Source organism: Roseomonas sp. HF4 (assembly GCF_005222755.1).
Classification (GTDB): domain Bacteria; phylum Pseudomonadota; class Alphaproteobacteria; order Acetobacterales; family Acetobacteraceae; genus Neoroseomonas.
In genome coordinates, this window is record NZ_STGD01000005.1 from 268,350 (window position 1) to 292,228 (window position 23,879).

The window sequence follows — 23,879 nt, forward strand, 5'->3', positions numbered from 1 at the left end:
ACCGCATGGATGAAGACGCCCTGCTCGCGCTCGCGACGCGCCTGGCCGAGGAGGCCGGGGCCGCCATCAACGCCGTGCGCGCCGCCGGCTTCGCGGTGGAACGCAAATCCGACCGGTCCCCCGTGACCGAGGCGGACCGCATCGCGGAAGCCCTGATCGTCGAGGGGCTGCGAACCGTGGTGCCGGAAATCCCCGTGATCGCGGAGGAGGAGATCGAGGCCGGCACCGCGCCCGTCGATCCCGGCCGATGCTTCTGGCTGGTCGACCCGCTGGACGGCACGCGGGAATTCGCCGCCGGGCGCGACAATTTCGCGGTCAACATCGGGCTGGTCGCCGACGGGCGCGCCGTGCTCGGCGCCGTCGCGCTGCCCGCGACGGGGGAGGTGTTCTGGGGCCGCGTCGGGCACGGTGCCTGGAAGCGCGACGCCGCCGGCACCCGCGCCATCGCCGCGCGCGCCGCGCCGGCCGAGGGGCTGACCGTCATGGGCAGCCACCACTACCAGGACGACCCGCGCATGGGCCGGTTCCTCGACGGAAGGCGCGTGGCGCGCATCGTCAACATCGGTTCGGCCGAGAAGTTCTGCCGCGTGGCCGAGGGCAGCGCCGATCTCTACCCGCGCTTCGGGCGGACCATGGAATGGGACACCGCCGCGCCGCATGCGGTTCTGGAAGCGGCCGGCGGGCGCATCCGGCTGCTCGACGGCGGCGGGCCGCTCGCCTACCGCAAGCCGCGCTGGGAGAACCCGGGGTTTGTCTGCGAGGGCCGGCCCGCGTGACGCTGCTGCTGACCGCGCACGAGGTTGAGCGCGCCGCGGCGCTGCTGCGCGCGGGGGAGCTCGTCGCCTTCCCGACCGAGACGGTCTACGGCCTCGGCGCCGATGCGCGGAACGGGCGCGCGGTGGCGGCGGTGTTCGAGGCCAAGGGCCGGCCGCATTTCAACCCGCTGATCTGCCACGTCGCGGACGCCGCGGCCGCCTTCGCCGAGACCGTGCCGGATGCACGCGCGCGGGCGCTGGCGGACCGCTTCTGGCCCGGGCCGCTGACGCTGGTGCTGCCGCGGCGGCCGGACTGCCGCGTCGACCTGCTGGCGGGCGCGGGGCTCGAGACGCTGGCGGTGCGCGTGCCGGCGCATCCGCTGGCGCTGGCGCTGCTGCGCGCGGCAGCCACGCCGGTCGCGGCGCCCTCCGCCAACCGCTCGGGCCAGGTCAGCCCGACTACGGCGCAGCACGTGCTGGACGGCCTCGGCGGGCGGATCGCGGCGGTGCTAGACGGCGGCGCCTGCGACGTGGGCGTTGAGAGCACGGTGCTCGACCTCGCCGCCGGGGGGGCGGCGCTGCTGCGGCCGGGCGGCGTGCCGGTCGAGGCGATCGAGGCGGTGATCGGCCCGGTTGCGCGCCCGCTGCCGCTCGCGGCGGCCGAGGCGACGCGGACGCTGCGATCCCCGGGGATGATGCTGTCCCACTACGCGCCGTCGCTGCCGGTGCGGCTGGGCGCGCGGGAGGTGGCGGCGGACGAGGCGCTGCTCGCCTTCGGCCCGGCGCCACCGGGTGCAGGGGCGGTCTGGCAGTTGAGCGAGTCGCGCGACCTGCGCGAGGCGGCGGCGCGGCTGTTCGCCGGGCTGCGCTGGCTGGATGCGGAGGGGCGGCGGCTCGGGCTGGTGCGGATCGCGGCAATGCTGGTCCCGGCGGAGGGGCTGGGGGCGGCGATCAACGACCGGCTGCAACGCGCCGCCGCACCGCGATAGGCGGAGCGGCGGCACCCCCGCCTCGCCTCATCGCCAGAGTTCGCGCGCCACCAGCCAGCCCTGAACCAGCGCCGCCACCTCATCCGAGTTGCGATCCATCTGGATCATGTGGCTGTTGCCGCGGATGCCGCGCGCCGGCAGGTCCACGACATCCACATGCCCGCCCGCCGCACGCACCGCCTCGGCGAAGGCCAGCCCGCGCGCGCGGATCGCCGGCCAGCGCAGGTCATCCTCGATGTAGTCGCCATAGATCATCAGCACGGGAATGCCGGCCAGCGCCGCGACCTTCTCCATCACCCCGGTGCTGGCCGGTTCCACCAGCACCAGCGCCCGCACTGTCCCCGGCCATTCCTGCGCCGCGCGCCAGGCGAAGAAGCCGCCCTGGCTGTGCGCGACCACGACCGATGGCCCGACGCGGTCGAGCAGCGCGCCATAGGCTGCCAGCGTCAGGTCGTCCGTCGTCGTGAAGCGCGGCACGCATTGCCGGATGAAGTTGCGCCACGAGGCCGGGTCGGCCGGGAATTGCTGGCCGTCGAAGACGCGCCCGTCCTGCGGCGTGCCGGGGCCGATGCGGAAGCGCGCCCAGGGGTTCTCGAGCGTGAGCGTCACGGCGGTACCGCCGGTTTCCTCGGGGATGCGCGTCCAGCCCGCGCGGCCGCGCTCGACGGCGTCGGTCAGCACGACCTCCCAGCCCCGGCGAAGGAAGAAATGCTGCCAGCCCTCCCGCCCGTCCGGCGTCGTTTCCCAGCAGGCCCCGGTGAGGCCGCCGCCGTGCCAGAGCAAGAGCGGCATGGCGCCGCGGCGCGGCTCTGGCACCATGAACTGGGCGTACATGCCGCCGACGAGGTAGGTGCCGTTCGGGTCAAGCCGCGCCGGCGCGCTCCCGGGGGTGAACAGCACCTCGCGCGGCGGCTCGCTCGCGACGCGTGTCTCATGCCCGCCGACATGGAAGGAGCCCCAGCGGGCGAGCGCGATCGGCGGGTGGGCGGGCGGCTGCGTCATGAATCCTCCGGCGTCGGGGGCGTGAGGCTACACGCAGGCTCACCAGCCGTTGAGGGCGGCGAGGCTGCGCCAGGCGCGCACCACATCCTCGGCGCGCAGCTCGTGCCCGCCGGGATGGAGGCAGAGCTCGAGCACGCGGCCTTCCGGATTGACCCGGCGCGTGCAGTCGAGGCCGGGCGCGCGGCTTTCTGCCGGCGGGCCGAAGCGGCCGAAGGCGGCATAGCTGCGGATCGCCGCCCGCACGTCGCCCTGCCGCCCGTCGCCGATCGCGCGCCCGCCGAGCGGCACGACGGGATCATCGGTGCCGTGGCTGTGCAGGATGGTCACGGGTCCGGTCGGGCAGGTCGCCGGCACCGGCGCCCAGAAGGTTCCCGAGACCGGCGCGTAGCCTGCGAACAGGCCGCCGCCATGGCAGGCCAGGTGCCAGACCAGCATGCCGCCGGCCGACATGCCCGAGGCCATGATGCGGCCCCTGTCCACCGGGAAGCGAGCGGCGACGTCGTCGAGCAGCCGCGCCATGTCCGCCACCTCGTCGAGCGGCGGCCGGTCCCCGCCCGATGGCGCATGGGGCAGGGTCCAGACCTCGCCCTTCGATTGCGGCGCAACGAGCGCGAGGCCGAGGCCGGACACGGCAGCGGCCAGGTCGCGATCCGCCATCATGTTGGCCGCCGTGTCGCGATAGCCGTGGGCGACCAGGATGGCGCCGATGCGCGCCGCGCCCGGCGGCAGCGGCGGCAGGCGGATGCGGTAGGTGCGCGCGCCGACGACGCAGTCGCTGTCCGGCCCGCAGGCGCGCGCGGTTCCGGTCGCGGCGCCGAGCAGCGCCAGCAGCAGCGCCGCGCAGTGGAGCAGGCGCATGGGGGGCCTCCGGTGTCGTTGCGCCGGAGGCTAGCCGACCGCCGGGCCGACCGCCACGAGGGGCGGAAGCGAGGCCCGGCTCGGGTTGCCGCCCGCGCCGCGTCAGATCATCGCCATGCCGCCGTTGACGTGCAGCGTCTGGCCCGTGACCCAGGCCGCCTCGGCGCTGGCGAGGTAGACGACCGCCGCCGCGATGTCCTCGGGCGTGCCCATGCGCTGCGTCGGGATGCGCGACAGCAGCGCGGTCTTCTGCGCATCGCCGAGCGCATCGGTCATCGCGGTCTTCACGAAGCCCGGTGCGACGACGTTCACGGTCACGCCGCGCGTCGCGACTTCCTGTGCGAGCGACTTCGACATCCCGATCAGCCCCGCCTTGGCGGCGGCGTAGTTCGCCTGGCCCGCATTGCCGGTGACGCCGACGATGGACGCGATCGACACGATCCGTCCGTGGCGCTTCTTCATCATGCCGCGGAGCGCGGCGCGCGCCAGGCGGAAGGGCGCGGTCAGGTCCACCTCGATCACCGCGTTCCAGTCGGCGTCGCCCATGCGCAGCGCCAGCATGTCGCGGGTGAAGCCGGCATTGTTCACCAGGATGTCGAGCCCGCCGGCGTCGGCCTCGATCTTCTCGACCAGGGCCGCGGGCGCCGCTGGGTCCGCGAGGTCGGCCGGCGCGACGATGACGCGCGCGCCGCCCAGCGCCGCGGCCACGCGGGCGAGTTCCGCTTCCCGCCGGCCGGTGATGGCGACGGTCGCGCCCTGGGCGTGCAGCGCGGCGGCGATCGCCTCCCCGATGCCGCCGGTGGCGCCGGTGACGAGCGCGGTCTTGCCGGTCAGGTCGAACATGCAGGAACTCCGGTCAGGGGTTGAGGCCCCGCGCGGCGGGGTCGAAGCACCGTGCGGTCGCGAGGTCGAACCAGGCGCGGGCATTGCCTTCCTCCCGCGCCGCGAGGCGCGTGGTGGCGGCCGCGGCCGGGCAGGTGGATCCGGTCCATGGGGAGGTGCGGCGCCTCCACTACAGCGACTTCAGGAACGCCTCGACATCGGCCGGCGTACCGATGGCGATCGCGGTCGCCTCGGGCGCGTTGCGCTTCATCAGCCCGGTCAGCACCTTGCCCGAGCCGACCTCGACGAAGCGGTCGCAGCCCATCGCGGCCATCGCCGCCACGCATTCGCGCCAGCGCACCGTGCCGGTCACCTGGCGCACCAGCAGGTCGCGGATCTCGGAGGGCTCGGTCGCCTTGGCCGCGGTCACGTTCGCCACCACCGGCACGATGGGCGCGCGGAGGTCGGCCTTGGCGAGCGCCTCGGCCATCGCATCCGCCGCCGGCGCCATCAGCGCGCAGTGGAAGGGCGCTGAGACCGGCAGCAGCATGGCGCGCTTCACGCCACGGTCCTTCGCCACCTCGATCGCGCGCTCGACCGCCGCCTTGGCGCCGGAGATGACGACCTGGCCGCCGCCATTGTCGTTGGCGGCCTCGACCACCTCGCGCGTGCCGGTCTCGGGGTCGGGCGCGGCGGCCTCGCAGATGGCGCGCGCGAGGTCGATCTCGGCGCCGAGCAGCGCCGCCATGGCGCCGGTGCCGGGCGGCGTCGCCTTCTGCATCGCTTCCCCGCGCAGGCGGAGAAGGCGCGCCGCCGTCGCGACGTCGAAGGCGCCGGCGGCGGTCAGCGCAGAATACTCGCCGAGCGAATGCCCGGCGACGAGCGCCACGCGGTCCGCGAGGTGGAAGCCGCCCTCGGCCTCCAGCGCGCGCACCACGGCGAGCGAATGGGCCATGAGCGCCGGCTGCGCATTGGCGGTCAGGGTCAGGTCCTCCTGCGGGCCCTCCCACATCAGCCGGCTCAGCTTCTCCGAGAGCGCGTCGTCCACCTCCTGGAAGACGTGGCGGGCGGCCGGGAAGGCCTCGGCCAGGTCGCGGCCCATGCCGACGGCCTGGCTGCCCTGGCCGGGGAAGACGAAGGCTGTTGCCATGATTGCGCGTATCCGTGGTGTTGCTGGCGGTCCGGGCGCGGGATGCGGCGGGCGGGGGGCATTGTCAACCGCGCGGTGGGACCTCTGCGCAAGGATGGGGCCAGCGGACCCCTGCCCGGAACGCCGGAGGATGGGCGATCCGGAACGACCGGGGCGCCGGGCAGCGCTGCTGGAAGCGCCGGCGGCACTCCTCGTTCCAGGCGCGCAGCGCGTCGTGCCATCGGCGCGCCTCGGCCTCGGTCGCGAAGGGCCGCATGGCCGGTCCGGCGCTTTGGCAGGGGGCGCTGATGCGCGCGGGCGGGTCGGCCCCGGGCCGGGGCGTCGAACAGCGCGGTGAGCAGGACCGCCGACGCGGGGCGCGTCAATTCATCTGGATGCCGGCCTCGGCCACCACGCGCTTCCAGCGCGCGAGCTCGGTCGAAATGGTGCGGCCGAGTTCCTCGGGCGTGCTGGCATCGATGGTGAAGCCGGCCGCGGTCAGGCGCTGCGTGACCTCGGGCTGGCGGAGCGCGGCGGTGATGGTCTCGTGCAGCCGCGCGATGGCCGGCGCCGGCGTGGCCGCCGGCGCGAGGAAGGCCGACCAGGAGGCCGAGACCACCTGCGGGAAGCCGGCCTCGGTCATGGTCGGCACATCTGGCAGGGGGGCGAAGCGGCGCGGCATGGCGATGGCGATGCCGCGCAGCGCGCCCGAGGCGACATGCGGGCGCACCGTCGCCGCGTTCAGGATGGAGCACTGCACCGTGCCCTGAATCATGGCGGTGACGGCGGGTGCGCCGCCGGGGAAGGGCACATGCGTCGCCTGGGTGCCGGTGGCGCGCAGGAACAGCTCCATCCCCAGCTGCTCGGTCGAACCGACGCCGCCAGAGGAATAGGAGGCGCGGCCATCCTCGCGCTTCAGCCATTCGATCGTCTCGGCGACGGTGCGGGCCGGGACGTCCTTGTGCACCACCAGCATGTTGGGCACCGACATCGCGAGCGTGACGGGGGCGAAGTCCTTCTCGGGGTCGTAGCCGGGGCGCTGCATGACCGCCGGGTTGATGGTCATGGTGCCGGAGGCGGCGACGATCAGGGCGTGCCCGTCCGGCGGCAGGGCCGCGACATGGCGGGCGGCGATGGCGCCGGTCGCACCGGGGCGGTTCTCGACCACCACGGTCTGGCCGAGCGCCTGCTGGAGGTGCGGCGCGACCAGGCGGGCGACGATGTCGTTCGGCCCGCCGGCGGCGAAGGGCACGACCAGGGTGATGGTGCGCGACGCCGCCCAGGCGCCCTGCGCCGCGGCGATGCGGGGCGCGGCCAGGGCGGCGATGGGCAGGATCAGGGCGCTGCGGCGGTGCATGGCGGGCCTCCCGGGGCGTTTCGCGGGTGATTGCAGCATGAAGCGCGATGATGCGCATCCCCGACGGTCGTTGTACGCCGCTCCGCTGGGACGCGACCACGGGTCCAGTGACGGGCCCGGGCCGGTGCGCCGCGTGCCGGTGAACGCCAGCGCCTGCGCGCTGATCACCCTGGGTCCGGCAATGCCAGACCCGCCTGGGCTCACCGAGCCGGACCGCAGGGCGTGGCTGGCGCGGCACCCGCCCGGCCCGATCATCTCGTGCCCTTGCGCGCCGGGGTGGCCGCCGGCCGAACATCGCGCCACGCCGGGGAGGGCGGGGCGACCGGCCCCACCGCCGCCCACCACGCGCCGACGCGCGGGGGCATTCCGCCCTTGCCTCCGCACCCTCCGCCGTGCTTAACGCCGCGCTCCCCTGCCGGGTGCGAGGCACGCGCCCGGCTATGCCCGTTTGCGCGCCCCACCCCGGGGCCAGGGCTGAGACAGCCACAGGGAGATCACATGCCACTGTACGAATGCGTGTTCATCGCGCGCAACGACGTGACCCAGCAGCAGGTCGAAGCGATCGCCGAGCAGGTCGCCGGCCTGATCACCGAGGGCGGTGGCGAGGTCAAGAAGCGCGAATACTGGGGCCTGCGCGGCCTCGCCTACAAGATCAAGAAGAACCGCAAGGGGCACTACATGCTCCTCGGCATCGACGCGCCCGGCACCGCGCTTCCGGAAGTCGAGCGCCAGCTCGGCCTCAACGAGGACGTGCTGCGCAGCCTGATGGTGCGGGTCGAGGCGATCGACGAGGCGCCGTCCGCCGTGCTGGCCAAGCGCAGCGACGACCGTGGCGACCGCGGCTTCCGCGGCCCCCGCCCGGCCGGCCGCTTCGGCTCCGGCCGCGGCCGCGAGCGGAGCGACGACCGCGAGGAATACCGCGCCCGCCCGCGCGACGAATCCGACGGCCCCGGCGGCCACGAGGAGTAAGGCATCATGTCCGACAGCACCGACCTGACCCCCGCCGCGCGCCGCCCGGCCGTGGGCGCCCGCCGGCCCTTCTACCGGCGCAAGAAGTCCTGCCCCTTCTCCGGCCCGCAGGCGCCGAAGATCGACTACAAGGACGTCCGGCTGCTCTCCCGCTTCCTGAGCGAGCGCGGCAAGATCGTCCCGTCCCGCATCACGGCGGTGTCCGGCAAGAAGCAGCGCGAACTGGCCCAGGCCATCAAGCGGTCCCGCTTCCTGGCGCTGCTGCCCTACGTCATCAACGACTGACGACAGGGAGGCCGGGCAGGCACCGATGGGCGGCATGCTGAGCAATCCGCGCTGGCTGGCCGCGATGGCGGGGGGCCTCACGGCCGCCGTGCTGTCGCTCTGGGCCATGCGCGGCATGCCGCTCGGCTTCGCGGCCTTCTGGCTGACGCCGCTGCCGATCTTCGCCGCGGGACTGGGCTTCGGGCCGGGTGCCGCCGCGGGGGCGGCGGGGGCGGCCGCTGTGCTGCACCTGGCGCTGGCCGACACGCTGCCGGCGGTGGTCTTCCTGGCCGCCTTCGGCATCCCCGCGACGCTGATTGTGGCGACCGGCTTCCGCGACGGCCGGCTCGACCCGTCCGTGCCGCTCGCGATCCTCGGCCTCTGGCCGGCGGTCGTCATCCTGCTGGTCGCGGCCTGGTTCTCGGGCACGCCCGGCGGGCTGGAAGGCGCGATGCGCACGGCGGTGGACCAGGGCGTGCGGCGCATGGGCGGCGCCGCGGGCGACCTGCCGATGGACGAACTGGTCCGCGTGATGGCTGCGGCGCTCGGCTTCTGGTCGGCGGTGTCGCTGGCGGTGAACGGGGCGGCGGCGCAGTCGGCGCTGACGCGCACGGGCACCGCCATGGCCGCGACACCCCGCTGGAGCGAGGTGCGGCTGCCAGGTTGGTACCCACCGCTGACCGCGGCCGGGGCGCTCGCCTGGCTGGTCGCGGGCGGGGACGGCGATGCCGTGACGCTCTCGGTCCTGATCGTGCTGCTGCTGCCGGTCTTCCTGCAGGGGATCGCTTCGGTGCACCGGCGCTCCGCCGGCCGCCCGGGCCGGCACTTCATGCTCGGCGTGTTCTACGCCGGGCTCGTCATCCTCAGCGTGCCGGCCGCGATCGCGGTAACGGCCTTCGGTTTCTACGAGCAATGGGGGCGGCGCACGAGCCCGCCCGGAGGCACAACATGATCGATCTCATCCTGATGCAGCGCGTGGACAAGCTCGGCCAGATGGGCGAGCGGGTGACCGTGCGTCCCGGCTATGCGCGCAACTTCCTGATCCCGTCGGGCAAGGCGATCCGCGCAAGCAAGGACAACCTCGCCCGCTTCGAGGAGCAGCGCGCCCAGCTCGAGGCTCAGAACATCAAGCGCCGCGAGGAGGCCGAGCGCGTCGGCGAACGCGTCGCCGGGCTGACCGTCACCCTCATCCGCCAGGCGGGCGAGAGCGGCGCCCTCTACGGCTCCGTCTCCACGCGCGACATCGCCGAGGGCTGCACCGCCGCGGGCCTGACGGTCGCGCGCGACCAGGTGCTGCTCGGCCAGCCGATCAAGTCGGTGGGCATGACCACCGTGCAGGTGGCGCTGCACCCGGAGGTCAACATCCCCGTCCTGGTGAACGTCGCCCGCTCCCCGGAGGAGGCCCTGAAGCAGGCCCGCGGCGAGCGCGTCGAGGCCGAGGACGAGGCGGAGGCCGCGAGCCTCGAGGCCGAACTGGCCGCCGAGCTCGCCGCCGGACAGGCCGACGCCGAGCGCTGATGCGGGATGGCCGGAATGCCTCGGCATTCCGGCCGCCGCCACCCCGGGGCGCCTGTCGTCGCGCCGCCGGCCCCGCTGCAAGCCTGCTGCACTGCGGGATTCAGGTCTTCCATCAGCAATGACTGATCTGCGATGCTCCCCCGCCGCCAGGGAGGAGCCCGCATGCTGTTCCACCTCGCCATCCGCCGCCTGATCCGCATCGGCACGCTCCACGTGTGCTATCCCGACGGCACGCGGCGCAGCTACCGCGGCGGGCTGGGTCCCGAGGCGGGAATGCGCATCACGACCGAACGCGCGTTGCGGCGGCTGACCTTCAACCCGGCGCTTGCCCTCGGCGAAGCCTACATGGACGGCGAGGTGCAGCCCGAGGGCTGCACGCTGTTCGACCTGATGCAGCTGCTGGTGCGCAACCTCGAGACGGGCGGCACGCATCCCGCTGAGCGCGCGACGGAGTGGCTGCGGATCGCGCGCCGCCGGATCGACCAGCTCAATCCGGCACCGCGCGCGCGGCGCAACGTCGCGCACCACTACGACCTCAACGGGCGGCTCTACGCGCTGTTCCTCGACCGCGACCGGCAGTATTCCTGCGCCTACTTCGCCACCGGCAATGAGACGCTGGAGGAGGCGCAGGCCGCCAAGAAGCGCCACATCGCTGCGAAGCTGCTGCTCGACCGGCCGGGGCTCGAGGTGCTCGACATCGGCTGCGGCTGGGGCGGCATGGCGATCACGCTGGCGCGCGAGCACGGCGCGCGGGTCACCGGCATCACGCTCTCGACCGAGCAGTTGGAGGTCGCCCGCGCGCGGGCGCAGGAAGAAGGGCTGTCGGACCGCGTCCGCTTCGAGCTGATGGACTACCGTGCCTGGGACCGGCCGGTGGACCGCATCGTCTCGGTCGGCATGTTCGAGCATGTCGGCATCGACCACTACCGCCGCTTCTTCCGCGTGCTGCGCGGCGCGCTGCGGGATGACGGGGTTGCGCTGGTACACGCGATCGGGCGGTCGCACGGGCCGGGCGCCACCAATCCGTGGCTCACGAAATACATCTTCCCGGGCGGCTATTCGCCAGCGCTGTCGGAGGTGCTGCCCGCGGTCGAGCGGTCAGGCCTGTTCACCACCGACATCGAGGTCCTGCGCATGCACTACGCGATGACGATCGCGCAGTGGCGCGCGCGCTTCGCCGGCAACCGCGACGCGATCGCGAGCCTGACCGATGAACGCTTCTGCCGGATGTTCGAATTCTACCTGGCGGGATCGGAGCTCGCATTCCGCGAGAGCGGGCACATCGTCTGGCAGATGCAGCTGGCGCGACGCGTGGAGACGGTGCCGCTCACGCGGGACTACATGGTCCTGGACAAGGTCGGCGGAGGAGAACCTCCCCCGAGCCCCCTCCCTTCTCTCGCACCTGGCACCCGGCCGGGAGGGGCCGGCACCAAATGACGAAGACGGTTGGGGGGCGCGGGGGGAAGTTCCCTTCCCCCCCCCTTCCTTACCGTCCCGAGCGCAGGAAGGCCGGCGCCGCCGAGCCGTCCCGGAAATCCGCCTCGCGCCACGACCGGTCGCGGCGGCGCGGCTGCTCGCCGCCCGGGGCGCGCTTCGCCTCGGTCGGCACGCCATGCCCGGCGGGGCGGTGCTGCGGTTGGCGCTGCGGCTTCTTCTGGCCGCCGCGCGAAGGCTGCGCCTGACGGGGCGGGCGCGGGGCCTCGCGCTGCGCGGCCGCTTCCTCGGGCGTCGCGCCGGGGCGCTGCTCGCTCGGGATCGTCTGGCGGATCAGCTTCTCGATCGCGCGCAGCTTGTCGCGGTCCTCGTGCGAGCAGAGCGCGACCGCCTCGCCCGACGCGCCGGCGCGCGCGGTGCGGCCGATGCGGTGGACGTAGGTCTCGGGCACTTCCGGCAGGTCGAACTGGATCACGTGCGTCACGGCGTCGACGTCGATACCGCGGGCGGCGATGTCGGTCGCGACCAGCACGGGGGCAGAGCCGTCGCGGAAGGCGGCGAGTGCCCTCTCGCGCGCGTTCTGCGCCTTGTTGCCGTGGATGGCGTTGGCGCTGATGCCGTCCTGGTCGAGCTGCTTCACGATCCGGTCGGCACCGTGCTTGGTGCGGCTGAAGACCAGCGTGCGGCCGATGCCGTCGCCCTTCAGGATCTCGGCCAGCACGCGGCGCTTGCCGGAGGCCGGCACGTGGATGACGCGCTGCGCGACCTTCTCGGCCGTCGTCGCCACGGGGGCGACGGCGACGCGCACGGGGTCCTTCAGCATCTCGGCGGCCAGGCGGTTGATCTCGGCCGGCATGGTGGCGCTGAAGAACAGCGTCTGCCGTTCGGCCGGGATCGACTTCAACAGGCGGCGGATGGCCGGCAGGAAGCCCTTGTCGAGCATCTGGTCGGCCTCATCCAGCACCAGCGTCGAGACATGGTCGAGCCGCGCGACGCGCTGGTCGAGCAGGTCCTGCAGGCGGCCCGGCGTCGCCACCAGGATGTCGACGCCGCGCGCCATGGCGGTGCGCTGCGCGCCGAAGCCGACGCCGCCGAAGATGACGGCGGTGGTCAGGCCCAGATGGCGGCCATAGGCCTTCATGCTGTCGGCGATCTGGGAAGCCAGTTCGCGCGTCGGGCTCAGCACGAGCACGCGGCAGCCGCCGCGCGGCGGCCGGCCGCCCTGCTGCACCAGGCGGTGCAGGATGGGCAGGCCGAAGGCCGCCGTCTTGCCCGTGCCGGTCTGCGCGATGCCGAGCAGGTCGCGGCCTTCCAGCACGGTCGGGATGGCCTGCGCCTGGATGGGGGTGGGGGTGGTGTAACCCTCCTCGGCAAGGGCCTGGAGGATGCGGGTGTCGAGGGCAAGGGCCTCGAAGGTATTGGTCAAGATACGTCCTGTGGCACGCGCGCGGCGGGTCTCGCGGCGCGCGTCGCTGGGTCGGGAATGCCCCGCGGGATTGGGACCGTCCGGTTGGTGGCGCGCCTTCCCCGGCCCGGGCCCGCACCGCGCTTCACGCCTTCTGCGAAGGGAAGCGGCGGGGACCGATCACGCGGCCGGGCGGCGCGTGGCGCGCGGTCGACCCGCGCGATGGAGGGGGTATGCCCTTTCGCAGGTGCGAAAACAAGGGAAATCCGGTTCGGCGCCGGATCACCCCTGCGGCGGCCGGCCCGCCAGGGCCAGCACGGCGCCGATCACGGCCGCCCCGGCGGCCAGCGGCCCGAAGCCGTGGAACCCGACGCCGGCCATCACCCAGCCGCCGATGGTGGCGGCGCCGAGCCAGCCGAAGCTCGCCGAGGTGACATTGAGGCCGAGCACCGTGCCGCGCACCTCCTCCGGCACATTGGCCAGCGCCGCCATCAGGCAGGGGCGGGAGATGGCGTTGACGAAGACATAGGCGAAGCCGAGCGCGACCGTCACCACCAGCCCCGGCGTCCAGCCATAGAGCGCCAGCGCCACCACGGCCGAGCCCAGCATCGCCGCCGCATAGGTCCGCAGCCGGTTCGGCAGCCGGTCCGCCAGCTGCCCGCCGACCACGGTGCCGAGGATGTTGCCGGACGCCATCACCGCCAGCGGGATGGCGACGCCCGCCGGCGTCAGCGCGTAGGTGACCTGCAGGAAGGTCGCAAAATAGACCACGGCGAGGCCGTAGCAGACGCGCTCCGCGACGCCGGTCGCGAGCAGGCGCAGCACCGGGCCGCTCATGGCGCCGCGCAGGCTCGGTCGCGCGGCGGAGACGTTCCGCGCGGAACCGGCGGGGCCGAGCGTCGTCGCCAGCAGGCCGAGCGCAGCGAGCACCGCGATGGCCGCGACCGCGGCGCTGACGCCCCGCCACCCGATGAAGCCGCCGATCCAGGCCGCGAGCGGCACGCCCAGCAGAAGCGAGAGCGACTGCCCCGCCATGACCCAGCCCAGCGCCCGGCCGCGCTGGCGGTCGACCGTGCGGGCGGAGGCTTCCGCCATGATGACGCCCGTGAACGCGCCGGCGCAGCCGCCCGCCAGCGTCGCGGCCAGCGCGATGGCGAGGTAGTTCGGCGACAGCGCGACGCCGACCAGGCTGAGCGCCAGCCCGAGCGGCCCGCCCACCAGGAAGGGCCGCCGCCCCCAGCGGTCGGACCAGGCGCCCGCGATCAGCGAGGTGATGCCCCAGGAGATCGAGGTCAGCGCCATCAGGTTCGCGACCAGGGTCAGGCTCGCCTCGAGGTCGCGCGCCATGTCGAGCAGGAACGGCGCCCGCGTCGTGCCGCTGGAGGAGGCGGCGAACATCCCGAGGCAGGCGGCGGCCAGCAGCGCCCACGGCATGCGCGGCAGCGGCGCGCCGGTCACGCCCGGGGGGCCGCTGAAGGGCGCCGGTGCGACCCCGGCGCCCGGCTTCGCATCAGGCCGCGCCCGCCATCTTCGCGACGATCGCAGCCAATGCGCGGTCCAGCGCTTCGACCAGCGTGTCGCATTCCGACCTCGTGATGATGAGCGGCGGCGACAGCACGATGGTGTTGGAATGGCGCGAGCCGCCGCCCGAGCGCCCCACGATGACGCCGTTCGCCTTGCAGTGCTCCACCACGCCCTGCACCAGCGCGCCGTCGAGCTGCACCTTGCTCTCCCGGTCGGTGACCAGCTCGATACCGATCAGCAGGCCCTTGCCGCGGATGTCGCCGACGATGCCGTGCTTCCACAGCGCGGCGCGCAGCTGATCCATCAGGTAGGCGCCCATGGTGGCGGCGCGCTCGGGCAGCTTTTCCTCGAGCATGATCTCGATGTTGCGCACAGCGACGGCCGCCGCGGCAGGGTGCCCGCCATAGGTGTTCACCTGCATCACCTGGCGCGCTTCGGCGACCTCGCCGAGGAAGCTCTCGAACACCCGGTTCCGCACGACGGTCGCCGCGATCGGCAGGTAGGCCGAGACGATGCCCTTCGCGACCGCCATGATGTCCGGGCTGATCCCGTAGTGCTGGTGGCCGAACATCTTCCCGGTGCGGCCAAAGCCGTTGATCACCTCATCGACATGCAGCAGCACGTCGTACTTGCGGCAGATGGCCTCGACCTTCGGCAGGTAGTCGTCGGGCGGCACGGCGACGCCTACGCCCGACATGATGGGCTCGACGATCACCTCGGCCACGGTCTGCGGGCCTTCCGACTGGATCGTCGCCTCGATGGCGGTCGCGCAGGCGGTCTTGCAGGACGGGTATTCGAGGCCGTAGGGGCAGCGGTAGCAGGTGGGCGCGGGCACGTGGAGGAACTCGCCCGCGAAGGGCTCGAACTTCATCTTGCGCTCGCCCATGCCGCCGGCGGCGAGCGTCGCCAGCGTCGTGCCGTGATAGGCGTAGTGGCGCGCGATGGTCTTGAAGCGGAACTGGCCGGGGAATTCGTGCTTGGCGTATTGGCGCGCGACCTTGAAGCCGGCCTCGTTCGCCTCGGAGCCCGAGTTCACGAAATAGACGTGGTAGTCGCCGCCCATCTGGGCGTTGACCATCTCGGCGAGCCGCGCGGCGGGCAGGTTCATGGCCGTGTGCGGGTAGTAGGCCATCTGCTGCATCTGCTCGGCCGCGATCTCGGCGAGTTCCGTCCGGCCGTAGCCGATGTTGACGCACCAGAGGCCGGCCATGGCGTCGAGGTAGGTCGTGCCGTCGGCATCGACGATGGTCGAGCCCTGCGCGCCCGTGACGACCATCTGCGCCTTTTCCAGCGCGCGATGCTGCACGATCGGGTGCATGACGTTCTGCAGGTCCTGCGCGACCACGCGCCGGCGTTCCTCGGGATCGGGCTGGTTCGTGAGCGACATGGGGCACCTCGCGGCAGGGGCTGGGAGCCAGGATGGTCGCGCGGCGGCACGGCCGGTGGAAGCCCCCGAATGGTGCCGCCGGCGCGCGGGCGCCATGCGCGGGGGTCAGGGGCGGTCCGGCACCGGCGGCGCCGCCGCGCGGCGCGCGGCATTGGCGGCGTCGTGCGCGGCGCGGATCTGCGGCGGCACGCGCCGGCCGTCGCAGGCAGCGCGGAGGAGGGCGAGGGCGGTGCCGAGCGAGACGCGATGGCCCACGGAGACATAAAGCGGACGCGCGCCCCGGCGGGTGCGGAGCGCGGCGCCGACCGCCCTGCCCTTCCAGAGGATCGGCGCCGTATCGCCGGGATCGGGGCCGGGCTCCCCCTGCCCCACCAGCAGCGACTTCGCGACGCCGATGGTGGGCACGCCGAGCACCAGGCCGAGATGGCAGGCTAGGCCGAGGCCCCGCGGATGCGCGAGGCCCTGCCCGTCCACGAGGATCACGTCGGGCTTCGGGTCGAGCCGATCCCAGCAGGCGGCGATCGCGGGGACCTCCCGGAAGCCGAGATAGCCGGGGATGTAGGGGAATTCCGCGCGGCGGGTCTCGGTCGCGGCGGCCAGCACGGCACCGGCGGGGTCGAGCGTGACGAGCGCGGCGTGGACCAGGCGGGCCGGGTCGAAGCGGGTGTTCGAGACATCCGCGCCGCCGAGGCGGAGCGGGCCGGCGGGCAGGGTGTCCGTCACGACCAGCCGCGCCGCCATCTCGGCCTGCGCGGCGCGGGCGGCGGCGATGTCGGGCGGATGGAGCCAGTGCGGCGGGGTCTCCGGCAGCATGGCCGGAGACTGGCATGGATCAGAAGCCGCCGCCGCAGCCGAGCCGGAGGAGCACGGCATGCGCGGTGCCGCGGCCGCCCGTCTCCTCGCGCAAGGTGCGCGCATACCGGTAGCCGACATCGAGGCCGAAGCCGGCGCCGAGGTCGCGGCCGAGCCGCGCGCGCCTCACGCGGCGCCCCGCATGGCGGGGACGAGCAGGCCGATATTGTGGCGGAACATGGCCTCGTAGGTCGGTGCGGGTCCGTCCGCGGCGGAGAGCGCATCGGCGTAGAGGCGGCCGCCGACCGTGACGCCGGCCTCGGCCGCGACGCGGCGGAGCGTGGCGGGGTTCGCCATGTTCTCCATGAAGACGGCGGTGATGTTCTCGGCCCGGATCTGGCGGATCAGGCGGGCGACCTGGGCGGCGGTGGGCTCGGCCTCGGTCGAGACGCCCTGCGGGCTGAGGAAGGCGATGCCGTAGGCGTCGCCGAAGTAGCCGAAGGCGTCGTGGCTGGTGACAACGCGGCGGCGCGGTTCGGGCACCGCGCCGACCTGGGCGCGGACCCAGGCATCGAGGGTCGCGAGGCGGGCGAGATAGGCGTCGGCATTCGCGCGGTAGGCGGCGGCGCCGTCGGGGTCGGCGGCGGCAAGGGCGGCGGCGATGCCACGCACATAGGCCTGGCCGTGGCGGAGGTCCTGCCAGGCATGCGGGTCGGGCACGCGGCGCGGCCCGACGCTGTGCTGCTGGCGACGGCCTGAGCCGCCGTCGTTGGCGTGGGCGTGGGCGTGCGCGTCCATCATGCGGGGCGTGATGCCGTCGGTCGCCGTGACGACGGTGCCGCGGTGGTTCGCGGCGCGGAGCATGCGGTCGATCCAGGCATCGAAGCCGAGGCCGTTGCGAATGACGAGGCGCGCGCCGCGCAGCGCCGCGGCGTCGGAAGGGCGGGGCTGGAGGCCGTGCGCATCGGCTTCGGCGCCGGCGATGGTGCGCAGGTCGATCCGGTTGCCGCCGATCGTCGCCGCCATGTCGCCGAGGATGGTGAAGGAGGCGACGACGGGGATCCGCGTCTGGGCGCGGGCCGGGCTGGCCAGGAGGAGGGCGGGCAGGGCGATGAGGGCGCGGCGTTGCATTCCGGGCGACCTTAGTGATGTTATATTATATCTTTAATGCCCTCAAGCACTTGGGTCAAGACCACAGCCCCATGCCGGCCGCTGCCCCCGGCGACGCGTCGCCCCTTCGGCCGGATCAGCCCTTGCCGAAAAGCCGCCTGAGCCAGGCGATCACCCCGCCCCCCGCCACGTCTCGGCGCTGATGCGTCGCATGCGGCCGGCGAGCGGGCGGCGGCAGGGCGCTGGCCACCGTGTGGCGGCCGGTGTCGCGCGCGGCGATCAGCCGGCGTTCCAGGGCGATGACCTGCGCCACCGCCTCGGGCGGCGAAAGGCCGGCGAGCTCGGCAGCCGTCGCCTCGGCATCGCTCCAGGCCTCGGCGCGGCGGAGCGCGTCCACGATCCGCACCGTCTGCTCGGCGTCGAGCGGCGGGCCGCTGCGCCAGAGCGCCACCGCCTCCTGCCGCCAGGCGCTGGCGAGATCGGGCTTGCCGGCATCGTCCGCCACCCAGGCGGCCTGCAGCGTCGCCTCGGCCGCGGCATGGAGCGCGCCGGTCTCCTCCAGCACATGGGCCCAGCCGAGGAAGCGGCGCGCCAGGGCGGGATGGCCGGCATCGGCAATCAGCGCACGGAAGGGCGCAGCCGACACCGCCGCAGCGGCGGCCGGATGCGCCTTGGTGATGGCGGGCGCGGCATAGCCGCAATGCGGGCACTGCTGCAGCCAGCGCGCCATGGTCGACCGCACGGGCTCGCCTGGCCGCAGGTCCAGGTCCGGCGCCTGCTCGGGCGGCGGCGGGCGGAACGGCGGCTGCCGGCTCTCGCGCCCACAGACGCCGCAGGCGACCTGGCCGGCGGCGGCGGAGCGGGGCGAGGTTGAGGGCGTCTCAGCCATGGAAGCGTCATCCTAGTGCAGATCGGCGACCACTGGAATCGGCCGTATGCGTGTAGGGTGCACGGGCCGGCGCCGCGCGTGCCACCCGCGCGATGCGCGCAACACGGGGCATTGCGCGCGCGGCCGGGGTTGGGCACATCTTCCGCCATGCCGCGCGGCGACCTCTTTCCCGACATCGCCCCCTATGAGACGGGGCTCCTGCCCCTGTCGGGCGGGCACGTCATGTATTGGGAGCAGGTGGGCAACCCGCGCGGCCAGCCGGCGCTGTTCCTGCACGGCGGGCCCGGGGCCGGCGCCGGCGCGGTGCACCGGCGCTTCTTCGACCCGGCGCATTGGCGCGTCGTGATCTTCGACCAGCGCGGCGCGGGGCGGTCGCGCCCCTTGGGCGAATTGCGGGAGAACACGACGCCGCACCTCGTGTCCGACATCGAGACGCTGCGCCGCTTCCTCGGCATCGAGCGCTGGCTGCTGTTCGGCGGGTCCTGGGGATCGACCCTCGCGCTGGCCTATGCCCAGGAACATCCCGAACGGGTCGCGGGCTGCGTGCTGCGCGGCGTCTTCCTCGGCCGCCGGGCGGAGGTCGACTGGTTCCTCGACGGGCTCCGCCGCGTCTTCCCCGATGCCTGGGCCGCCTTCGCGGAACACCTTCCCCCCGCCGAGCGCGGCGACCTGCTCGGTGCCTACCTCAGGCGCCTCAGCGACCCCGACCCGGCGGTGCACCTGCCGGCGGCGCGCGCCTGGAGCCAGTATGAGGGGTCGTGCTCGACGCTGCTCCCCTCCCCCGAGACGGTCGCGTCCTTCGCGCAGGACCGCACGGCGCTCGGCCTCGCTCGGATCGAGGCGCACTACTTCGCGCACGACCTGTTCCTGCCGGAGGAAGGGCTGCTCGGGCGCATCGGCCGGTTGTCGGGCATCCCGGCCGAGATCGTGCAAGGGCGCTACGACATGGTCTGCCCACCCGAGACCGCCTTCGAACTGGCCGCCGCCTGGCCCGGGGCGCGGCTGACGGTGGTCCCCGATGCCGGGCATTCGGCACTCGAGCCCGGCGTGCGGACGGCGCTGGTGGCCGCGGTGGAGCGGTTCCGGCGGCGCTGAGCGCATGGTATAGACGCGCCGGTGGGTCCCCGTAGCTCAGCAGGATAGAGCACAGGATTCCTAATCCTGGGGCCGTGAGTTCGAATCTCGCCGGGGACGCCACTTCCACTTTCTCCGACTACTCTCCCGGCTGGGCCTCCGCGCCGTGTGTGGCAGCTATCCCCCGGTTTTCGCGGGCCGGCTGGCGAACGCGCGGGGGGAACGCGTCCTGGAAGGCCCTCTCTACGGCGCGTCTCTCTCCGAAGCTGGCGACTTGGACGATTGAGCAGCCAGGCTGAAAGCCCCGGAAATCCTCGCGCCTCTGCGGCAGAAGGATGGCTGGGTTGAACGATCGATTGGGGGAGCATAGCAGAAAAGGGGCTCTGCCCTGGTCAGCCAAGTGCATCGCAAACGCGGCCACCCATGCTTAAGGCATAGTTGGCTTCGCGCTTGGCAGCCAAGTCGAACGTGGAAGCGAGTACGCTGTCATCGTCCTTGCACCCATCGGCAGGCTAGCCGGGTCCTGGATCCACAAGACCGATACGGGCTGCGCAGGGTCGAAGTTCTCGACCACGGCCAGCACGTAGGCGTCGCGGAGCCGCCTCGCTTCACTCAACTCGTTCGGAGTGAGAAGCGGAGAGCAGCGGCCTGCGCTGCTCTTCACCTCCACGTGCCGCGTCGTGCTGGCCTTATGGGCCCGCATATCGTAGCCGACACCGAAGCGGCTTACGTCCAGGACCACCCAGCCGTCGTCCTCGAGAACCTTCCGGACCGCCTGCTCGGCGTCCCACCAATGTCCGCCCGCAGGCGGCGCCGTAGGCGGGGCGGCAGTGGCCACTACAGGAGGAGTACGGCGCCGGGTACGTGCGGGGACTGGAGTTGGTACGCCCGGCAGAGCCGCCGGCGCGGCGGGCGCGATCGGCGCTAGCGTCGGAATCCTGCTCCAGCTCAACCCGCCCGCGGCAACTGCCCCGAGCGCGGCGTGCTCGGCTAGGAGAGGGTCGTCGTCGAAGTACGCGAGGGCTTCGGCGGGCGAGAAATCGAAGTCGATAAGGAAGTCCGCGACGTCCACCTGCGACCTGCCCGCTGCCACAGCCGAGTCGTGATATAGGGCGATGATTAGCGGGACGATGGGGAGTCGGCGTCCTCCTGGCGCCAGCACAATCGGCGCGTAGTTTCCGCTGTCGGCAGGGTCGTACACGAAGTGCTCGCGGGTCTGGGGGTCGATGCGGAAGACCTTGGGGTGGTCCTCCCTCCGATAGCGGGCATCGGGATCGAGGTCGCAGTGCGCCCCTGCCAGCCGACCCGGAGCTGCCGTGACGAGGTGCGGGCATAGGGTTCGTGACGGGAGCCGGAAGGTCGGGTTCGCGAGCTCGGCCACCGACGCGTAGCAGCCAAAGCCCTTCTGAATGTTGAAATTGTTACGCCAGATATTTGCCGCCCCCCGGCCGGGAGCCGCGACGCCAGTCGGATACAGATGGTTGTTGCTGAAGAGGATCGCCACCGAAGGGCCGGGCCTCCGCGAGGGCTTCTCGTACAACTCGTCCACCAGCCTTTGGAGCGTGCCGACATCAATGCCCTGCGGGTCACCAACGCGCGGGATGAGGCGGCCATAGTGCTTGCAGGCGAGGAAGATCTGGACGAGGCGGCCGTAGTAGCTACCCCGCGTAAAGCGCTCCAGCGTCGCCAACGACGCGTCGTACAGAGCTGGGTCGTCCACCCGAATCATGCTGCAGTTGCCCCCCGAAGACATACTCGGACGGCTTCATCATGCCACGGACGAATTTTTGGAAGTGCGTCGCCGGGGGCGAGCGGTACGCGAGCCCCTTCCCGTCCTGACCGGCAAGGAGGGGGGGCAGATCGTCCAAGGCTTCGGCCACGCCGCAGACCCGGGGCAGACCCAGCAGATCCGAAGGGACCGGGCTTGTCCAAGGCGAAGGCGGAGAAGGCAGGCTGGAGCCTTTCGGGACGCCGACCAGGATCACGCGCTCACGCCGCTGCGGGACCCCGTAGTCCGCAGCGTTGAGCTTCCAGACGCACACTTCATAACCTACCGCGTGGAAACCCTGGAGGATGTGCAGCAGGAATCGTCCGCCCTCCATGCTAAGCAGGCCCAGCACGTTCTCGAATACGAAGATGTCGGGGCGGAGGCGCGCCAACAGTGCCGCGTAGCTCGCGTGCAGTCCGTTCCTTGCGTCGTCGGCCGAACGGCGGTTGCCGCCCGTCGAAAATCCCTGGCAAGGGGGGCCACCAACAAGCGCAAGCCGACCGGTTCCGGCCTTCGCCGCGGTCGATAGGCGTTCTTGCGTATCGGCCTCCTGCAAGTCCCCAACGAACGCGACTGCCGGCATGTTGGCATTGAACGTCGCCACTGCGTGCCGGTCGATGTCCACCGCGGCTGCGGAACGCCAGCCCGCCCACTCGAAGCCCAGCGACAGCCCTCCGGCGCCGGCGAACACGTCCACCATCCTGCCCGGCTCCCCGAGCGCCAAGGCCAGTTGATAGGCTAGCAGCGGCGGGACGGCATTGCCGATCTGCTGGCACACCGCGCGCTGCGGACCAGTAAATACAAACGAATCCGGGAACGACTGGAGCCTGGCCGCTTCGCGATGCGATAATGTCCGGTGTTGTCCGCCGACAGCGTCGTAATGGAGGAAGCAGCCGTTGCCAGGGCGGTTGTAGTAGGTCCCGATCGTGTAGGCCGGACGCTCCGGGTGGAGCCGACCGTAGTACGTGGACCTCGACCCTCCGCCTGCCGCGTAGCTGGCCCGGATCTGCGCGAGCCGTTCCGATGGAATATCGTGCGGGATGTTTCGCCAATTCCCGCCTGGCGGGACGGCGCGCGCCATGCGGAGGTCCAGGTCGCTGAGCGACGCGCTGGCATGGTTCGGGATCATCGGCCAGACCACGCGGCAGGGGCGAGAATTGCGTCCACCTCCGACCTCGTTAGTTTTGGGAAGCATCCAAGGACGAGGCCCATGGCATCCCTGTCGAGTCCGTAGGCCCTTGCCGTCTCGACCTCGAGCCGATGCTCGGCGCCGGGCTCGCGTGAGAGGGCCGAGCGCGCTGCGCGTCCGAGACGTTGCCGCATGCGCTTGTCGAGCTTAGGCACGCGGGCTGAGCGGATGATGCCCAGCGACATGTGGCCAGTTGACAGCCGCGTGCGCACCTGTGCCTCGAAGACCATCGACATCAGTACCGCGTAGACGGCAAGCAGGCGTTCCTCGTCGCCGTCCGTGGCGTACGCGACGTGCAGGCTGTTCCCAGCGACCCAGCCCGCGGGAATAACCGTGCCGATCATCCGTCGCTTCGAAGAAGCGCGGGCGACGTCCCGCCAAACCAGCCGCCTATGCGCCGCTGACCTGATCTTCTCGGCCAGCTCCGGCTTAACGAAGGCCGAGGGCTGCTCTACGATCTCATGGCGCGAAACCATTCTGCCCTTGATAAACGGAAAGGCACCAACGGCTGACAGCTTCTCAGCCACACGCGTCTCGTCGAGCTCCCGTCCAGCCCAGATCAACCCTTCGCCTTCAAGCATGGAGAACAGCGGTAGCCCGGCGAACGCCCTTGTTAAATGGGCCGCGGCTTCCGACCCATGTGCCACGGGCAAGGCGTAGTCGGACGCCGCCAGCCCGCGCTCGGACCAGTCGATAGAGTGCTCCACCCGCACCGAAGCGTTCTTGTTGAAGTGTCGGACTGTGCCGACTGTCCCGCCGTGCGCGCCCACGCGCATGCACGCGACCACAACAGGCTGGTCGACACGGTCGAACAGGCGCGCCTCGGAGGGGTGGACTGCCAAATCCACAAGGGCAGACCGTTGCACGAGGCAGCGCCGCAGGCTGACCGAGGCCTGGTCACCCATCAGCGTCGCGGGCAGCACCATGCCCAAGACGCCGCCGATCCGGCACGAATTCAGGCAGAGCGCAACGCCGCAACGCGCGAGGTTGGTGCCCCAGCCGGCCCACGATTTGTCAGCGCGCGCCTCTGGGAATCGCTGATCCAGCTCCTCACAGCGCGACCGTAGCCATCGCGCGTACTGCTCGCGTTCCCCGTCTGACAGCGCCGATGTTTCCCTCGCGTCAGGCTTGAGAAGCTCCCACGGCGGATTGGTGATAATTGCATCGTGAGGCGGGAGCGACCTCTGGCTAAGGCTATCCCCCACCGTAGCCTCCAACGTCAGGCTCAGCCCGAGCTCGGAAGCGAGCGTCGAGATACGCTCCTTCGCGCGGGCAAGCGCGATTTCATCGACATCCCGGACATCGATGAGGATCCGCTGGGCCGCAAGGACAGGCTGTGCGGCGATAGCCCGGAGAAGGGCAAGGACAAGCTGGCCATCACCGACGAACGGGTCACCGACCCGGATTCGGCCTGAGCTACGCGTCCCGGTTCCGAGCGAGGTCGCGAGTTCGGCGGCCATTCTCGCTGCCAAGTCGCCCGCGAGAAGATCGGGGGTGTAGAACCGGCCGGTGACGCGCTCCACCAACGACTTGCGGGCGTAATCAGCCGGCGCGCCCGCGGGCGCTCGGCCGTCGCGCACGCCCAACATTGCCCGTACACCAGCGTCCACGTGCTCCCCTTCCCACACACACGCCTCACGGGGC

General features: G+C 72.4%; 23 protein-coding genes and 1 tRNA gene. 9 read left to right on the forward strand and 15 right to left on the reverse strand.

Annotated elements, in window-relative coordinates; all coding sequences use genetic code 11:
- Positions 1 to 5: 5 nt before the first annotated feature.
- Positions 6 to 776 (forward strand): 3'(2'),5'-bisphosphate nucleotidase CysQ, encoded by a 771-nt coding sequence (gene cysQ, locus E8M80_RS10520; RefSeq protein ID WP_137125633.1) that lies wholly within the window; start codon positions 6 to 8, stop codon positions 774 to 776.
- Positions 773 to 1,744 carry an L-threonylcarbamoyladenylate synthase gene (locus E8M80_RS10525; protein WP_137125634.1) on the forward strand — a complete coding sequence of 324 codons (972 nt, stop codon included), beginning with the start codon at positions 773 to 775 and terminating at the stop codon, positions 1,742 to 1,744. Before cysQ ends, E8M80_RS10525 begins: the two co-directional genes overlap by 4 nt.
- 27 nt (positions 1,745 to 1,771) lie before the next feature.
- Here E8M80_RS10525 and E8M80_RS10530 read toward each other — a convergent pair whose 3' ends face one another.
- The 5 genes from E8M80_RS10530 to E8M80_RS10550 form a co-directional block, all read right to left on the reverse strand.
- Positions 1,772 to 2,746 (reverse strand): alpha/beta fold hydrolase, encoded by a 975-nt coding sequence (locus E8M80_RS10530; RefSeq protein WP_137125635.1) that lies wholly within the window; start codon positions 2,744 to 2,746, stop codon positions 1,772 to 1,774.
- A gap of 39 nt (positions 2,747 to 2,785) precedes the next feature.
- Entirely contained in the window at positions 2,786 to 3,604 is an 819-nt protein-coding gene (locus E8M80_RS10535; RefSeq protein ID WP_137125636.1) for a PHB depolymerase family esterase, read from the reverse strand.
- A gap of 102 nt (positions 3,605 to 3,706) precedes the next feature.
- Positions 3,707 to 4,447, reverse strand: a complete 741-nt coding sequence (fabG, locus tag E8M80_RS10540) for a 3-oxoacyl-[acyl-carrier-protein] reductase (RefSeq protein ID WP_137125637.1) — start codon at positions 4,445 to 4,447, stop codon at positions 3,707 to 3,709.
- 169 nt (positions 4,448 to 4,616) lie between these two features.
- Positions 4,617 to 5,576: an ACP S-malonyltransferase gene (gene fabD / locus E8M80_RS10545; RefSeq protein WP_170979322.1), complete on the reverse strand. Its 960-nt coding sequence runs from the start codon at positions 5,574 to 5,576 to the stop codon at positions 4,617 to 4,619.
- 361 nt (positions 5,577 to 5,937) lie between these two features.
- Positions 5,938 to 6,912 (reverse strand): tripartite tricarboxylate transporter substrate binding protein, encoded by a 975-nt coding sequence (locus tag E8M80_RS10550; RefSeq protein WP_170979323.1) that lies wholly within the window; start codon positions 6,910 to 6,912, stop codon positions 5,938 to 5,940.
- A gap of 498 nt (positions 6,913 to 7,410) precedes the next feature.
- Between E8M80_RS10550 and rpsF the strand changes: the two genes are divergently transcribed.
- From rpsF to E8M80_RS10575, 5 genes are all read left to right on the forward strand, one after another.
- Positions 7,411 to 7,881: a 30S ribosomal protein S6 gene (gene rpsF, locus E8M80_RS10555; RefSeq protein WP_137125640.1), complete on the forward strand. Its 471-nt coding sequence runs from the start codon at positions 7,411 to 7,413 to the stop codon at positions 7,879 to 7,881.
- 6 nt (positions 7,882 to 7,887) lie between these two features.
- Positions 7,888 to 8,166, forward strand: a complete 279-nt coding sequence (gene rpsR / locus E8M80_RS10560; RefSeq protein ID WP_137125641.1) for a 30S ribosomal protein S18 — start codon at positions 7,888 to 7,890, stop codon at positions 8,164 to 8,166.
- Positions 8,167 to 8,200: 34 nt separating this feature from the next.
- Complete coding sequence (locus E8M80_RS10565; protein ID WP_170979324.1) at positions 8,201 to 9,097, forward strand: DUF2232 domain-containing protein; 897 nt, start codon at positions 8,201 to 8,203, stop codon at positions 9,095 to 9,097.
- The gene (rplI, locus tag E8M80_RS10570; RefSeq protein WP_137125643.1) at positions 9,094 to 9,663 is read left to right on the forward strand and encodes a 50S ribosomal protein L9; all 570 of its coding nucleotides are present in this window, start codon (positions 9,094 to 9,096) and stop codon (positions 9,661 to 9,663) included. The genes E8M80_RS10565 and rplI overlap by 4 nt, the downstream gene beginning before the upstream one ends.
- 162 nt (positions 9,664 to 9,825) lie before the next feature.
- A complete protein-coding gene (locus E8M80_RS10575; RefSeq protein WP_137125644.1) occupies positions 9,826 to 11,100 on the forward strand; it encodes a cyclopropane-fatty-acyl-phospholipid synthase family protein in 1,275 nt (424 codons plus the stop codon).
- A gap of 49 nt (positions 11,101 to 11,149) precedes the next feature.
- On the opposite strand, the gene E8M80_RS10580 is transcribed toward E8M80_RS10575, so the two are convergent.
- From E8M80_RS10580 to E8M80_RS10605, 7 genes are all read right to left on the reverse strand, one after another.
- Entirely contained in the window at positions 11,150 to 12,523 is a 1,374-nt protein-coding gene (locus tag E8M80_RS10580) for a DEAD/DEAH box helicase (protein WP_137125645.1), read from the reverse strand.
- A 261-nt stretch (positions 12,524 to 12,784) separates the two neighbouring features.
- Positions 12,785 to 13,960 (reverse strand): MFS transporter, encoded by a 1,176-nt coding sequence (locus E8M80_RS10585; RefSeq protein WP_137125646.1) that lies wholly within the window; start codon positions 13,958 to 13,960, stop codon positions 12,785 to 12,787.
- Between the two features lie 52 nt (positions 13,961 to 14,012).
- On the reverse strand, positions 14,013 to 15,413 hold the full coding sequence (locus E8M80_RS10590; RefSeq protein WP_137125647.1) for an aminotransferase: 1,401 nt from the start codon (positions 15,411 to 15,413) through the stop codon (positions 14,013 to 14,015).
- Between the two features lie 105 nt (positions 15,414 to 15,518).
- Entirely contained in the window at positions 15,519 to 16,226 is a 708-nt protein-coding gene (locus tag E8M80_RS10595; RefSeq protein WP_137125648.1) for an endonuclease V, read from the reverse strand.
- A 19-nt stretch (positions 16,227 to 16,245) separates the two neighbouring features.
- Entirely contained in the window at positions 16,246 to 16,395 is a 150-nt protein-coding gene (locus E8M80_RS25890) for a hypothetical protein (protein ID WP_170979325.1), read from the reverse strand.
- Positions 16,392 to 17,336 (reverse strand): metal ABC transporter solute-binding protein, Zn/Mn family, encoded by a 945-nt coding sequence (locus E8M80_RS10600; RefSeq protein ID WP_137125649.1) that lies wholly within the window; start codon positions 17,334 to 17,336, stop codon positions 16,392 to 16,394. Before E8M80_RS10600 ends, E8M80_RS25890 begins: the two co-directional genes overlap by 4 nt.
- 115 nt (positions 17,337 to 17,451) lie before the next feature.
- Positions 17,452 to 18,204: a hypothetical protein gene (locus tag E8M80_RS10605; RefSeq protein WP_137125650.1), complete on the reverse strand. Its 753-nt coding sequence runs from the start codon at positions 18,202 to 18,204 to the stop codon at positions 17,452 to 17,454.
- A 147-nt stretch (positions 18,205 to 18,351) separates the two neighbouring features.
- Here E8M80_RS10605 and pip point away from each other — a divergent pair, with 147 nt between their 5' ends.
- Both pip and E8M80_RS10615 read left to right on the forward strand, forming a co-directional pair.
- Positions 18,352 to 19,299, forward strand: a complete 948-nt coding sequence (gene pip / locus E8M80_RS10610) for a prolyl aminopeptidase (RefSeq protein ID WP_137125651.1) — start codon at positions 18,352 to 18,354, stop codon at positions 19,297 to 19,299.
- A gap of 25 nt (positions 19,300 to 19,324) precedes the next feature.
- A tRNA-Arg gene (locus E8M80_RS10615) sits at positions 19,325 to 19,401 on the forward strand.
- A gap of 304 nt (positions 19,402 to 19,705) precedes the next feature.
- On the opposite strand, the gene E8M80_RS10620 is transcribed toward E8M80_RS10615, so the two are convergent.
- Genes E8M80_RS10620 through E8M80_RS10630 form a run of 3 tightly spaced genes read right to left on the reverse strand, consistent with a single transcriptional unit; the run spans position 19,706 to position 23,815 of the window.
- Positions 19,706 to 20,968 carry a DUF3883 domain-containing protein gene (locus E8M80_RS10620; RefSeq protein WP_170979326.1) on the reverse strand — a complete coding sequence of 421 codons (1,263 nt, stop codon included), beginning with the start codon at positions 20,966 to 20,968 and terminating at the stop codon, positions 19,706 to 19,708.
- Positions 20,937 to 22,175, reverse strand: coding sequence for a DNA (cytosine-5-)-methyltransferase (dcm, locus tag E8M80_RS10625; protein ID WP_240789979.1), 1,239 nt, complete (start codon positions 22,173 to 22,175; stop codon positions 20,937 to 20,939). Before dcm ends, E8M80_RS10620 begins: the two co-directional genes overlap by 32 nt.
- The gene (locus E8M80_RS10630) at positions 22,172 to 23,815 is read right to left on the reverse strand and encodes a hypothetical protein (protein ID WP_137125654.1); all 1,644 of its coding nucleotides are present in this window, start codon (positions 23,813 to 23,815) and stop codon (positions 22,172 to 22,174) included. The genes dcm and E8M80_RS10630 overlap by 4 nt, the downstream gene beginning before the upstream one ends.
- Positions 23,816 to 23,879: the final 64 nt, after the last annotated feature.